Origin of the sequence: Campylobacter sp. 2018MI10, from assembly GCF_018501175.1 — a bacterium.
Classification (GTDB): domain Bacteria; phylum Campylobacterota; class Campylobacteria; order Campylobacterales; family Campylobacteraceae; genus Campylobacter_E.
Genome location: NZ_JAHCZD010000006.1, coordinates 1 through 13,098, shown reverse-complemented (window position 1 = coordinate 13,098; position 13,098 = coordinate 1). Strand labels below are relative to the sequence as shown.

Here is a 13,098-nt window from a genome sequence, read left to right as displayed (position 1 = left end):
ATATCAATTAAAGGAGATAATATGAATATTCAAGATAAATTAACAAATCAATTTAATGAAACTTTAAGTCAAGCAGTAAGCTTATGTGTATTTAATAAAAATCCAAATATAGAACCATTTCATATTTTATGGGCTATTGCTAATGATTCAAGTTCTATTCTTAATCAAGTATTTAATAAATTATCAATAGATAAAACCGCAATTTCACTAATGTTAAAAAGCAAGGCTGATAATTTAGTAAAAAGCGATGGAGTAAATGCTAATAATGTAAAACCTAGCAATGCACTTTTAACTTCACTTGAAAAGGCTATTGGATTTGCTTTAAGTAAAGGTGATAGCTACTTAAGCACTGATATGTGGATAATTAGTGAGTGTGATAAGGGTGGAATTTGTGAGTTATTAAAAGATTATTTAGATTTACTTGTATTAAAAAGTGAATTAAATGCTTTAAGAGGTGATAGAAAAATTAGCGAAAAAGAGCAAGATGATATAAGTAATAAAGAATTAGAAAAATACACCACAAATCTAGTTGAATTAGCAAAATCAGGCAAACTTGACCCGATTACAGGAAGGGATAATGAATTAGAAAGGCTTATGCAAATCTTAATTAGAAAAAGCAAAAATAATCCTATTTTATTAGGTGAGCCAGGAGTTGGTAAAACAGCTATAGTAGAAGCTCTAGCTCAAGCAATTGCTAATAAACAAGTGCCAAGCTCTTTAGCTAATAAACAAATATTAAGCCTTGATTTAGCAGCACTTGTTGCAGGAGCAAAATACCGCGGGGAATTTGAAGAAAGACTTAAAAATATAATTGAAAGTGTAAAAGCAAATCCTAATATTATAATTTTCATTGATGAAATTCATACAATATTAGGTGCAGGTGCAAGCGAAGGAAGTATGGATGCTGCTAATATACTTAAACCTGCTTTAAGTAGGGGCGAGTTTAAAACCATTGGTGCAACCACTTTAAAAGAATATAAAAAATATTTTGAAAAAGATGCTGCAATGCAAAGAAGATTTCAAAGCATAATTGTGAATGAACCAAGCGTAAATGATGCAATAGCAATGCTTAGGGGTCTTAAAGAAAGATTAAGCGCTCATCATAATGTAAGTATTAATGATAAAGCTTTAGTAGCTGCTGTTAAGCTTAGTAATCGTTATATTCAAGGAAGATTTTTACCTGATAAAGCAATAGATTTAATAGATGAAGCTGCAGCTGAACTTAAAATGCAAATTGAAAGTGAGCCAAGTGCTTTAAGAAATGTAAAAAATAATATCGTTAGATTAAGAGTTGAAAAAGAAGCTTTATTAATGGAAGGTGAAGAAAAAAATAAAGAAAGATTAAAAGAAATTGAAAATGAATTAAGTGAATTTAGCGAAGAAGAAAGAAAATTAAGAATGAAATTTGAAAACGAGCAAAGAGTATTTGCCGAAATTTCAAAAAAAATGAACGAGATTAATAATTTGCAAAATGAAGCAAATATTGCAAAAAATAAAGGAGATTATCAAAAAGCAGGAGAGATTGAATACGGAAAAATCCCACAAGTTAAAAATGAGCTTGAGAATGCTAAGGCAAATTGGCAAGAGTTAAAACAAAGCGGAACTTTACTTAAAAACGAAGTTGATGATGAACAAGTCGCTTTAATTTTAGCAAAAATGACAGGAATAAAGGTTAGTAAATTACTAAGCAATGAGAGTGAAAAATACTTAAATCTTGAAAATAATTTACAAACTCGTGTGGTAGGACAAGATAAAGCTATAAAAGCTCTAGCTCGTGCAGTAAGGGCAAATAAAGCAGGGCTTAGTGATAGCAATCGTCCTATAGGAAGCTTTTTATTCTTAGGGCCTACAGGAGTTGGTAAAACTGAATTAGCAAAAGCAATTGCAAAAGAGCTTTTTGATGATGAGAAGGCTTTAATTCGTTTTGATATGAATGAATACACTGAAAGTTATAGAGTAAGCAATTTAATAGGTTCTGCGGTTGGTTATGTAGGAAGTGATGAAGGCGGACAATTAACAGAAGCTGTTAAAAATAGACCTTATTCGGTACTGCTTTTTGATGAGATAGAAAAGGCTCATCCTGAGATTTTTAATATATTTTTAAATATGCTTGATGAAGGAGCTTTGAGTGATAATAAAGGCTTTAGGGTTGATTTTAAAAATACTTTAATAATATTTACAAGTAATATTGGAGCAGCTAAGTTTGTAGATATTAAAAATGAAAAAGAAAGAAATGAATTAATAAATAAAGAATTATTAAAATACTTTAAACCTGAATTTGTAAATAGGCTTGATGAAATAGTAGGATTTAATGCTTTAAATAAAGATTTATGCTTACAAATTGTTGATATTTTGCTTAAAAATACTAGCAATAAATTAGCTGAACTTGGAATTGGCTTTAGTATTAGTGAGAATGCAAGATTAGAAATTTTAAATCTAGGATATAGTGATGAATATGGTGCTAGAGCCTTAAAAAGAACTATATATCAAGAAATTGATTCAAGACTTAGTGAACTTATTTTACAAGGGAATTTGAAATCTTTTGTAGAAGTTGATTTTGATAAGGAATTTATATTTAATACGAAATAATTTTATCCCGATTAAATTCGGGATAATTCTTTAAAAATTACTAAAATTATTAAAAATACAATATTTATCCAAGTAAAATTGATTATGTATTTAAAGGCTTTATTTTTATAAGAATTAATATAGTATTTATAAGAAATTAAACTCGCCATAGAAGCTATTAAAGTCCCTAATGAGCCAATATTTACCCCTAATAATAATTCTTTATAATCATTTGTAAAACTAGCTAAAAACACACAAGCAGGAACATTGCTAATAATCCAAGATAAAAATATACTTAGATAAAAAATATCAAATTCTTTAATACTTATAAAATAACTTATATTTTTTACAAATATAAAAAGATTTATAAAAATTATAATAAGAGAAAAATCAGCTTTAAAAATTGCGTTTTTATTGCTAATAAATAAGCTTATAAAAACTATAAAAAAGCCTAAAAATATATTTAAAATATTACTAACACATAAAATTGATATGAAAAATAATGCTAGGTTTTGGATAAATAATTTTTGATTTATTTGAGTTTTTATAAGATTTTTTAGTTTTATGTTTTTGTTTTTAATGTTTATGGTAAAAATAAATAATAATATTAAAGATATAAAGCAGTAAATATAAGTGCTTTTAAAAAAGCTTAAAAAATCTAAATGAAAATATGTGAATATAAATAAATTTTGTGGATTTCCAAATGGGGTTAGCATTGAGCCAAGATTTGCTGCTATTGTTTGTAATATTATGATTTGCATAGTAAATTTTTTCGCTTTTAATTCTTTTAATAAATAAATACTAAAAGGCACAAAACAAAGCAACGCTACATCATTAGTAACTAACATAGAGCTAAAAAAACATATTAGTATTAGTAAAATTGCTATGGTTTTTAATTTGGTAATTTTGTTTAATACATAAAAGGCAAGTAGCTTAAATGCTCCTATTAATTCTAAGGATTTATTAACAGCTATAAACATAGAAAGTAGGGCAAGTGTCTTAAAACTTATAAAATCATATAAAGAATTTAAATAAGTAAAATCAATACCTTTAAAAATAATTAAAACAACAAAACTAATTAATGAAAGAATAAATGTAAATAGCATAAGTTTAATTCATTCCGAAAAACGGAATGAATATTAATAATCGTCTTTTTCGCTTACTTGATATTCAAGCTCTTCAATTCTATCTTCTAAACCATAAATAATCTCTTTTAATTTTTCAAGTTCCATAAAGATTTTATCGCTTGAGTTTTTATCACGATTATTGTTGAATTGTTTCATAATACCAAGTTCAGCTTTTAATTTTTCAATTTCATTTTGTAATTCTTCAACTTTACTTACTTCGTTAGACAATGTAGTTTCCTTTGATTTAGATTTAACAGCTTTATCTTCAACTACTTCTTTTTCTACTTTTTCAGCTTTTGTTGCAGTTGGTTTTTTTGCTACTTCTTTAGAAGTTTCTTTTTTACTTACTTCTTTTTTAGCCGTTTCTTTTTTAGCAGTAGTTTTTTTAGCTGTTTGCTTTGTTTCTTTTTCGCTAGTTTTTTTAGTAGCCATTATTTCTCCTTTATATATTTAAAAACCGAATTGTAAAAGTAAATAGTTAATTATTACCTAAAAATTCGCTAATTTTTTTCTTAACATTCGCATTTGTTAAATTGCTTATTTCTCCTTTGAAATTACCATCTTTATCAATTATATAAAAACTTGAGCTATGAGCTACGGTGTATTCAGCAGCACTATCTTGATAAATATACTCATATTTTACCCCATAGTTTTTTGAAATTCTTTTAAGCTCATCTTCGCTAGGCACAAGTCCTAGTGAGTTTTTATAAAAATATTGTACATATTCATTTATATCATTTGCCGTATCTCTTTTAGGGTCAAGACTAATAAATAATATTTTTATATCATTTCTATTTAATTCATTTAAAGCTTTAGTGGCAATAGCTAAAGAAGTAGGGCATATATCAGCACACAATGTGTAGCCAAAGTAAATTAATAAATTATCTCCTTTAAAATCTTTAAGGGTATAAGTTTTATCACCTGCTCCTTTTAAATTAAAATCATATTTATTATTAAAACAAGCAGTTAAGATTAATCCTAAAAAAATAAAAATAATTAGTTTTTTCATACTATCTCCTAACATCAAAATCTATAGATAAATCAAGGCTTTTATTGTCATTAAATAATTCTAGTCTATATCTCATAGTATTTTCAGTACAAGCACTAAAAACAATATCTGCAATATAAGCATTATCAATCTTTTCAAATTCTCCTACAATATCTCCCATATACATATTAAGCCCATAAAGTCTTGCATTTAATTTAGGAAAATCTTCTAAATTTTTAATAATTACTTTTGTTTCTTCTAAGGTTTTTAGCGGTTTTGGACTTAAATCAAATATGATTTTTTTACCATTATAATCTACTTCACACTCACTTACATTTAAATCGCAACTAAGTGGAGTTAATGTAGTGATTAACTCCCTTTTTTTAGAATTTGGATAAAAATAAAACAAACTTGCAAAAATAGCAATTATTACTAATAAAAATATTAATTTTTTCATTAATGAGCATGAATTATTGATTTTGCTGGAATGTCTTTTAATTCAACTTTTTCGCCATTACTAAAGCTTAGTTCTAAATTAAGTTTAGTATCTTCTTTAATGCTATCTTTAATATCCATTAGCATAATATGATAGCTTTTTGGTTTTAGTTCTAAAGTATCATTTGCCTTGATTGTTGCGTCTTGTATTCTAATCATTTTCATCATACCATCTTCGTGAATATGAGTGTGGATTTCTGTATTTTTTGCAAAATCACATTTAGCATCAACTAATTTTATATCTTCATTTGAGTTGTTTTTAATATTCATAAAAATAGCTGAATTTTTTGCATTTGGTGGGGTAATTTTAACATAAGGCTCACTTATTTCTATGTTGTTTGCAAATAAACTTGCACCTAAACTTAACGCTAATAATATCTTTTTCATTGAATTCTCCTTTTTAGTAAAAACGATAAGGATTATAAATAAATTTTTCTTAATGAAAGCAATAATCAAAAAAACATTTTTGGTATTAACTTAGCTTTAAAATTACTTTTTATAATTAGTCCTTAACTTTTATAGGAGCTAATAGTGAAAAAAATCATAATTTTATTATTATCAATTTATTTATATTCAGACAATTTATTACAAATTTATTTAAAAGATGGCATAGGTGCAGTTGAAAATAAGCTTGAAGCTGGACTTAGTGATGTTAAGTTTTGGCAAACTCAATTGCAAGGACTTGATTTAAAATATGGATACTATAGCGATGATGCTATGGTGGTAGTGGTTGATAAAGATAAACAAAAATTAGTTTTATTTGAAGAAAAAAACAACAAATTAACACCTAAATTCGAGCAAAGTGTAATAACAGGTCTTATGGGTAATAAAGAAAGAGAAGGGGACTTAAAAACCCCTATTGGAGCTTATCAGGTTTTAAACAAAATGGTTCCACCTGATAATTATTATGGACCTTATGCTTTTGTTTTAAACTATCCTAATTTATATGATAAAGTTCGCAAAAAAACAGGCTCTGGAATTTGGATTCATGGTTTTCCACTTGAAGGCGATGTAAGATATGATGCTTATAAGACTAAGGGTTGTGTTGTAATGACTAATGATGTTTTGCTAGATTTTAATGGCATTGTAAATAATAAAAAAATATATGTATTAATTAATGAAAAAGGCGTTGTTAGCACAAATGCTGATGAAATTGCTTTAATATTGGCTAATTTATTTGATTGGAAAAATGCTTGGACTAACAATGATTATAAAACATATCTTAGTTATTATAGTGATGAGTTTATTAAATATGATGGCACGAAAATATCTGCTTTTAAGGAGCAAAAAAAGGCAATTTTTAGTAGAAAGCAGGATAAAACAATACAATTTAAAGATATAAATATAATTCCTTATCCTAATTTAGAGCAAAGAAAAATATTTAAGATTACTTTTTATGAAAATTATGCTACTTCAAGTTATACTTTTAATGGCGAAAAAGTTTTATATATTGAATTAGTAAATGGAAAAATGTCAATCTTAACGGAGCAATAATGGCATTTATCACAATTAATAAAGCAAATTATTTTCATAATTTAAATGAGTGCTTAAAAAAAGTTAGTAGCATTGATAAATTAATCATTATTTTAAAAGACAATGCTTACGGGCACGATATTAATATAATTAGTGATTTGGCTTTAGAATTTGGTATTAAAAATGTCGCAGTAAAAAACATAAATGAAGCTAGTATTATTCAAAATAAATTTAAAAATATATTAATACTATCTCAAATTCCAAAGCATTATAAAGCTTGCGATAATTATATTTTAGCGATTAATGATTTGAGTTATTTTGATTATTTAAATAATGAAGATAAAGTCGCTTTAAAACTTGATACTAATATGCATAGAAGTGGAATATGTGAAAACAATTTAGAATTAGCTCTAAAAATTATTAAAGAAAAAAAGCTGAAATTAGTATCAGCTTTCACTCATTATTCAAGTCCAAATAATATTAAAAATCAAAAACCACTTTATATAAAAATGTGCGAGTTTATAAAGAATAATTATTCTGATGAAGTGTTTTTTCACTCTGCAAATTCTAGCACTTTATTTTTAGATGAAAATGAATACGATAAGGCTGCTAGAGTAGGTTTAGCGCAATTTGGATATTGCGATGTAAAGGCTAATTTAAAGCCGGTTTTAAGTCTTTGGGCTGAAAAAATTAGCTCAAGAATTATTAGTGCTGGAGATAGTATTGGATATGATGAGATTTTTGTATCTAATAAGGATTTAAAAGTTGCTAATTATGATTTAGGATATGGAGATGGGCTTTTATATTATAAAGGTTTAAAAGAATTTAAATTAGCAAATAACGAACAAGTTTTAGGCAAAATCTCAATGGATAGCTTTAGTATTGAAGATACTAATAAAGAAAATATCTGCGTATTTAACGATGCTTTAAAATACGCAAATTATTTTAATACTAATGTTTATGAAGCTTTAGTTAGATTAAATCCAAGCATTAAAAAAATAATAATTTAATGCTTTTCTATAATTAATACATAAAGCTTTACAACTGATAAAAATAAAGCCAAAATAGCAGGCCCTAATATAACTCCCCAAAAGCCAAATGTAGAAATACCAGCAATCATTGCAAAAAATATCAAAAGCTCATTTACATTTGCTGGTGTTTTTAACAATTTTTCATTAATCCATCTAATTATTAATGGCTTTACAAAAGTATCTGCAATAATAGAAATCATAATAATTGAATAAAGTGCAATTATTATAGCATTTGCTGTATTGCCGTGAGAGTATTCATATAAACTAACAGGAACCCAAAGTAAAGCACCGCCTATTAATGGAATTAGCGAAGATATTGCATATAAAATACCCATTAAAAGTCCGTTATATCCAAAATACATTAAAAATACTGCAAATAATAAACCTTCAAAAACAGCAGTAATAATTACAGAATAAAACACAACGCTCATTACATTAGATACTTCGCCTAATACATTTTCAAATTCACTTTTTTTAAGCGGCATAAGTTTTCTAAAAAATCCTACAAGTTCTACTCCATAATAATTTGCGAAGAAATAAAATATTATTATTAATATAAGTTCAGTAAAGAATTTAACACCTGATTTTGTAAAATTTGAAGCATAATTTAATATATTTTTACCTACATTATTTAAATCTATTTCATTTAAAGCTTCTTTTACTTTTGGCTCTATGTAGTCTAAATTGCTTGGCAAATTAAATTCTGCTGATTTTAATTTTGTAATTGTTGTTTGAATTTGAGCTATATCTAAGTCTTTAATTGAACTTGCTAAAGAAAAGCTAGTGTATGCAAGTGGAGCAAAAAATAATAAAGACATCATAGTTGTTAAGATAATTGGAGCTACATATTTTCTTTTTGTTTTTACGAATATTTTATGATGAAGATTTGCAGTAGCAACTGCCATTAAAACAGCAATTGCAATAGTTAATAAAAAAGGTTTAAATAAATAAAGCAAACAACATAAAACCAATAAAACAATAGCTGTTATAAAATATTTAGCATTCATTTATTTAGCCTTTGTGGTAGGTGAATAATTTTTGGATTTAAAGCTGATAGATAAGGATTATTATCGTTAAAATCTCTTTTGTATATCATAAATTGGTCAGTTACAAAAAGTAGCCAATCTACTAATTCATCGCTAGCAGGACCTCTCATATCTCTAGCTTCATCTAAGACATCTTCAACAATTTTACAAATATTTACGAATTGATTAATTTTTAAAAAACCACTAGCGCTTTTCATATTATGAAACATTCTAAAAAGCTCATTTACTTTATTTTTATATTTATCTTCATCTTCAAGTGCGATAATAACAGGCTCTAAAGAATCGCAAAAAATATTAAAATGGGTCATAAAATCATCAACGATATCAAAATCAAATTCTAATTCTAATTGCCCTAAAAGTCCTAAATTTTTATTCATGTAATCACTCGTTTTTATATTTTGCTAAGATTATACAAATTATTTACAAACATTATTTAAGGTAAAAAATGGAAAGAATAGTTGAAATTGAACAATTTAAAGATGATAGCAAATATGAAATTAGCCTAAGACCAAGCACTTTTGATGAATATGTAGGTCAAAACAAAACTAAAGAGAATTTAAAAGTATTTATAAAATCAGCAAAGTTAAGAAATGCCCCGCTTGATCATACTTTATTTTTTGGCCCTGCAGGTCTTGGAAAAACCACTTTAGCAAATATAATTGCAAATGAAATGGGAGTAAATATTAAAACAACAGCAGCCCCTATGATAGAAAAAAGCGGAGATTTAGCTGCAATTCTTACAAATCTTGAAGATGGAGATATATTATTTATTGATGAAATTCATCGCTTAAGCCCTGCTATTGAAGAAGTTTTATATCCAGCGATGGAGGACTTTCGTCTTGATATTATAATAGGAAGTGGCCCTGCAGCTCAAACCGTTAAAATTGATTTAGCTAAGTTTTGCTTAATTGCAGCTACTACTAAAAGCGGTGGAATTTCAACTCCGCTTAGGGATAGATTTGGGATTAATTGTAGGCTAGAGTTTTATACCCCTGATGAACTTGCCTTAATTATTAGCAAAGCTGCTTTAAAGCTTGATATTACCTGTGATAACGACGCTAGTAAAGAAATAGCTAAAAGATGCAGAAGCACCCCAAGAATTGCCCTTAGACTTCTTAAAAGAGTTAGGGATTTTGCCATAGTAAATAATGAAACAAAAATCACTTTAAAAAGAGCTAAATTAGCGCTTGAGAGTTTAGGCGTAAATGAATTAGGTCTTGATGAGTGTGATTTAAATTATCTTGAGTTTTTATGCAAGGCTAAAAAAGCAGTGGGCTTAAATACTATTGCAGCAGCTTTAAGTGAAGATGAAAGAACTATTGAAGATGTAATCGAGCCTTATTTGATAGCAAATAATTACATAGAAAAAAGTGCAAAAGGAAGGGTAGCAACCACTAAAGCTTATTCGCTTTTAAAATTAAGTGGTTATACACCTTCTTTATTTGATATAAATTAAGAATTAAATTCTTAATTTATTTTTACACTAAATCTTTTTCTTTTGCTAATTTTAAGGCTTTAAAAAATACATTTAATTCTTCAATATTTCCTACGCTAATTCTGTTAAATAAAGGATAATTATGTATTTTTCTACCTACTTTAACGCCGTTTTCTAGCATAAAATTATGATAATTTTCACTTTTTATTTTATGCAAAATAAAATTAGCATTAGATTTAAAATAAAAAATATCCAATTCATTTAAAACTTGCTCTAATTTAGCCTTATTTTCTAAGGTCATAGCTCTTGTTTTACTTACAAATTCTTCATCTTTTAAAGCATTTATAGCACAAAATAAAGCATAAGCATTGATATTGTCTATTAAAATAAACTCATCAATAAAAGAAAGCAATTCATTTTCAGCAATAGCATATCCTATTCTAAGCCCTGCTAGAGCATAGATTTTAGAAAAAGTTCTAGTAATTATTATATTTTTTTGACATTTTTTAATACTTACAAAATTAGCATTGTATTCAGCATAAGCTTCATCTAAAATCATATAAGTATTATCCTTACAAATTGAGCATAAATACTCTAAATCATTTTGGCTAAGCTCTTTTGCACTTGGGTTGTTTGGATTGGTAATGTAAATTAAATTATATGAGTTACTTAATGGCTTTATATCATTTACATTTAGGATAAAATCATCTTTTAAATAAATATAAGTAATTTTTATTTTTAAAGCTTTTGCAATGCTTAAAACCAAATCAAATGTTGGCATAGGAACTATTAAATTAAGCTCTTTATTTTCGCTTTTTGCTCTTGCATTTAAAGCACAAATTGTTCTATAAATAATATCGCTTGAGCCACAACCTAAGCTTATGTTATTTGATTTTACATTATGCTTTTTGGCTAGTTCTTCTTTTAGCAAATACTCGCTATCGCAAGGGTATTTACACATTAAATCATAATCATTCATAATGCTTTTAAAATCGTGCTTTATTAAGGTATTTTCATTATTTGATAAATCAATCATCTTTTAACTCCTTGTTTAAATAATTTGCCAATTTTTTTGCACTAGCAAATGCAAAATGTATATTAAATCCGCCTAAAATCCCTGCTACATTTAAACATTCACCTATGAAAAATAAACCTTTATTTTCTAAGCTTTCATAATGCTCATTTAGGCTTTTTAGACTAACTCCACCTTTACAAACTTCTGCTTTATTAAATCCTAGATTTCCTGCTGGTGCGAACTCATAATTATATAATTTATTTATAATCTCTTTTTCTTCTAAATTATATTTATTCATTGCTTTATTGCTTAAATTATTTGCATTTAAGTATTCTTTAATAAAAGCTTTAGGTAAAGGCAAATGCGTGCTAGCTTGCTTTAAACTACTAAAATCTATTTTAAAATCATTTAGAAAATTAATTTTGATTTTGCCTTTAGTCCAAAACAATGAAGCACTCAAAACCACAGGGCCGCTAATGCTTTTATGGGTAAATAACATAGAGCCTTTAAAAGTATCATTAATGCAAACTTCAATGCTAATTCCACTAAGATTTTTCATAAAAAACTCATCTTTTTGTAAAGTAAGTGGCACTAAAGCAGGTAAAAACTCGCTAAATCCTATTTGAAATTCTTTTGCAATTTTTAATGCAATATCGCTTACTCCTAAAGTAGCAAAAGAAATTCCACCAGTAGCAATTACTACATTTTTAGCTAAAAACTCGCCTTTATTTGTGATGATTTTATAAGAATTATTTGCCTTTTCTAAGCCTAAAACTTTAGTATTTAGTATAATTTTTGATTTATTTTGACTTAATAATCTATCAAGGATTAATGAAGAATTAGGAGCAAAAAACTGCTTATTTCTAATTTTATTAAACTTAATTCCTTTAAAAAAATTAAGATTATCTTGATAGCTAAACTCATCTAAACTTTGCTTTAATTTATCATAATCATCGCATAAATACGATTTAATATTGATATTTTCATTTGTTACATTGCATTTGCCACCACCACTTATTAAAAGTTTTTTAGCAACGGCGTTATTTTGCTCTAAAATTAAAGCATTTTTTTTCAAATTAGCAGCCAAAAATAATCCCGCTGCTCCAGCTCCGATAATTATTAAATCTTTAATGGTTTGTCCTTTTGGTATTTTTATTACTTATAATACTAAAAATTATAAAGGATAGATAATGAAAATAATAATTGCGAGTTCAAATAGTGGTAAATTAAAAGAATTTAAAGAATTATTAACAAATTGTGAGCTTTATTTAGCAAGTGATTTTGTGAGTGATTTTAATCCTATTGAAAATGGAAATAGCTTTAAACAAAATGCAAAAATTAAAGCAAAAGCATTGTGGGATAAATTAAGCGAAGAAGATAAGAAAAATTATGCAGTATTAGCTGATGATAGTGGTCTTTGCGTTGAGGCTTTAGATAATGCTCCAGGCATTTTTTCTGCTAGATACGCAAATGATTTTAGTGATGAAAAAGATGCTAAAAATAGAGAAAAATTACGCCTTGAATTAACAAAAGTTGGAGTTGATTTTAGTAAGGCTAGTTTTGTTTGTGTTTTATGCTTAATTACTAATTCAAAGATAGAATTTGCAAAAGGCGTTTGTGATGGAACGATTAGTAAAATAGAAAGCGGTAATAATGGTTTTGGCTATGATAGTATGTTTATTCCTTTAGGATTAAGTAAGACTTTTGCAGAGCTTAGTCAAGATGAAAAAAATAAAATTAGCCACAGATTTAAGGCTTTAGAAGAATTAAAAAAGATTTTTTAATAAATTACATATTAGGAACTAGCATACTAATTCCTAATAATAAGTTTATTTTTAAGCTAATGAATCAAGTTCTAAATTCATTTAGCTTTTTGTTTAGTTGTTCTGTCATCTCACTTAGATGATTTGCTGCTCCTGC

General features: G+C 26.7%; 14 protein-coding genes. 5 read left to right on the top strand and 9 right to left on the bottom strand.

Features of this window, described 5'->3' with window-relative positions:
- The first annotated feature begins 21 nt into the window (after positions 1-21).
- Positions 22-2,589 (top strand): ATP-dependent Clp protease ATP-binding subunit, encoded by a 2,568-nt coding sequence (locus tag KJR01_RS03765; RefSeq protein WP_214117322.1) that lies wholly within the window; start codon positions 22-24, stop codon positions 2,587-2,589.
- Between the two features lie 11 nt (positions 2,590-2,600).
- Here the strand turns inward: KJR01_RS03765 and KJR01_RS03760 are convergent, their stop codons facing one another.
- Genes KJR01_RS03760 through KJR01_RS03740 form a run of 5 tightly spaced genes read right to left on the bottom strand, consistent with a single transcriptional unit; the run spans position 2,601 to position 5,565 of the window.
- Positions 2,601-3,674, bottom strand: coding sequence for an SLC13 family permease (locus tag KJR01_RS03760; protein ID WP_214117320.1), 1,074 nt, complete (start codon positions 3,672-3,674; stop codon positions 2,601-2,603).
- 33 nt (positions 3,675-3,707) lie between these two features.
- Positions 3,708-4,127 (bottom strand): hypothetical protein, encoded by a 420-nt coding sequence (locus KJR01_RS03755; protein WP_214117318.1) that lies wholly within the window; start codon positions 4,125-4,127, stop codon positions 3,708-3,710.
- A gap of 46 nt (positions 4,128-4,173) precedes the next feature.
- Positions 4,174-4,704, bottom strand: coding sequence for an SCO family protein (locus KJR01_RS03750; protein ID WP_214117317.1), 531 nt, complete (start codon positions 4,702-4,704; stop codon positions 4,174-4,176).
- A gap of 1 nt (position 4,705) precedes the next feature.
- The gene (locus KJR01_RS03745; RefSeq protein WP_214117315.1) at positions 4,706-5,140 is read right to left on the bottom strand and encodes a hypothetical protein; all 435 of its coding nucleotides are present in this window, start codon (positions 5,138-5,140) and stop codon (positions 4,706-4,708) included.
- The gene (locus tag KJR01_RS03740; RefSeq protein ID WP_214117313.1) at positions 5,140-5,565 is read right to left on the bottom strand and encodes a copper chaperone PCu(A)C; all 426 of its coding nucleotides are present in this window, start codon (positions 5,563-5,565) and stop codon (positions 5,140-5,142) included. The genes KJR01_RS03745 and KJR01_RS03740 overlap by 1 nt, the downstream gene beginning before the upstream one ends.
- A gap of 144 nt (positions 5,566-5,709) precedes the next feature.
- On the opposite strand from KJR01_RS03740, the gene KJR01_RS03735 reads away from it, so the two are divergent.
- Together KJR01_RS03735 and KJR01_RS03730 are read left to right on the top strand one after the other, a co-directional pair.
- Positions 5,710-6,672, top strand: a complete 963-nt coding sequence (locus tag KJR01_RS03735; RefSeq protein ID WP_214117312.1) for a L,D-transpeptidase family protein — start codon at positions 5,710-5,712, stop codon at positions 6,670-6,672.
- Positions 6,672-7,661, top strand: coding sequence for an alanine racemase (locus KJR01_RS03730; RefSeq protein ID WP_214117309.1), 990 nt, complete (start codon positions 6,672-6,674; stop codon positions 7,659-7,661). Before KJR01_RS03735 ends, KJR01_RS03730 begins: the two co-directional genes overlap by 1 nt.
- Here KJR01_RS03730 and KJR01_RS03725 read toward each other — a convergent pair.
- Entirely contained in the window at positions 7,658-8,689 is a 1,032-nt protein-coding gene (locus tag KJR01_RS03725) for an AI-2E family transporter (protein ID WP_214117303.1), read from the bottom strand. The genes KJR01_RS03730 and KJR01_RS03725 overlap by 4 nt on opposite strands.
- Positions 8,686-9,105: an Hpt domain-containing protein gene (locus KJR01_RS03720; protein ID WP_214117301.1), complete on the bottom strand. Its 420-nt coding sequence runs from the start codon at positions 9,103-9,105 to the stop codon at positions 8,686-8,688. The genes KJR01_RS03725 and KJR01_RS03720 overlap by 4 nt, the downstream gene beginning before the upstream one ends.
- Before the next feature lie 68 nt (positions 9,106-9,173).
- On the opposite strand from KJR01_RS03720, the gene ruvB reads away from it, so the two are divergent.
- Positions 9,174-10,184, top strand: a complete 1,011-nt coding sequence (gene ruvB / locus KJR01_RS03715; protein WP_214117299.1) for a Holliday junction branch migration DNA helicase RuvB — start codon at positions 9,174-9,176, stop codon at positions 10,182-10,184.
- Between the two features lie 22 nt (positions 10,185-10,206).
- On the opposite strand, the gene KJR01_RS03710 is transcribed toward ruvB, so the two are convergent.
- Positions 10,207-11,199, bottom strand: a complete 993-nt coding sequence (locus KJR01_RS03710; protein ID WP_214117297.1) for a pyridoxal phosphate-dependent aminotransferase — start codon at positions 11,197-11,199, stop codon at positions 10,207-10,209.
- Complete coding sequence (locus KJR01_RS03705) at positions 11,192-12,292, bottom strand: aminoacetone oxidase family FAD-binding enzyme (RefSeq protein ID WP_350028290.1); 1,101 nt, start codon at positions 12,290-12,292, stop codon at positions 11,192-11,194. Before KJR01_RS03705 ends, KJR01_RS03710 begins: the two co-directional genes overlap by 8 nt.
- Positions 12,293-12,368: 76 nt before the next feature.
- Between KJR01_RS03705 and rdgB the strand changes: the two genes are divergently transcribed.
- Entirely contained in the window at positions 12,369-12,962 is a 594-nt protein-coding gene (gene rdgB / locus KJR01_RS03700) for an RdgB/HAM1 family non-canonical purine NTP pyrophosphatase (protein WP_214117295.1), read from the top strand.
- The last annotated feature ends 136 nt before the right edge of the window (positions 12,963-13,098 follow it).

What these genes read in the sequence shown, in the direction of transcription:
- rdgB (WP_214117295.1), top strand. Translation starts at nt 12,369, where the DNA reads ATGAAAATAATAATTGCGAGTTCAAATAGTGGTAAATTAAAAGAATTT.
- KJR01_RS03765 (WP_214117322.1), top strand. Translation starts at nt 22, where the DNA reads ATGAATATTCAAGATAAATTAACAAATCAATTTAATGAAACTTTAAGT.
- KJR01_RS03725 (WP_214117303.1), bottom strand. Translation starts at nt 8,689, where the DNA reads ATGAATGCTAAATATTTTATAACAGCTATTGTTTTATTGGTTTTATGT.
- KJR01_RS03730 (WP_214117309.1), top strand. Translation starts at nt 6,672, where the DNA reads ATGGCATTTATCACAATTAATAAAGCAAATTATTTTCATAATTTAAAT.
- KJR01_RS03720 (WP_214117301.1), bottom strand. Translation starts at nt 9,105, where the DNA reads ATGAATAAAAATTTAGGACTTTTAGGGCAATTAGAATTAGAATTTGAT.
- KJR01_RS03710 (WP_214117297.1), bottom strand. Translation starts at nt 11,199, where the DNA reads ATGATTGATTTATCAAATAATGAAAATACCTTAATAAAGCACGATTTT.
- KJR01_RS03745 (WP_214117315.1), bottom strand. Translation starts at nt 5,140, where the DNA reads ATGAAAAAATTAATATTTTTATTAGTAATAATTGCTATTTTTGCAAGT.
- KJR01_RS03740 (WP_214117313.1), bottom strand. Translation starts at nt 5,565, where the DNA reads ATGAAAAAGATATTATTAGCGTTAAGTTTAGGTGCAAGTTTATTTGCA.
- ruvB (WP_214117299.1), top strand. Translation starts at nt 9,174, where the DNA reads ATGGAAAGAATAGTTGAAATTGAACAATTTAAAGATGATAGCAAATAT.
- KJR01_RS03755 (WP_214117318.1), bottom strand. Translation starts at nt 4,127, where the DNA reads ATGGCTACTAAAAAAACTAGCGAAAAAGAAACAAAGCAAACAGCTAAA.
- KJR01_RS03760 (WP_214117320.1), bottom strand. Translation starts at nt 3,674, where the DNA reads ATGCTATTTACATTTATTCTTTCATTAATTAGTTTTGTTGTTTTAATT.
- KJR01_RS03750 (WP_214117317.1), bottom strand. Translation starts at nt 4,704, where the DNA reads ATGAAAAAACTAATTATTTTTATTTTTTTAGGATTAATCTTAACTGCT.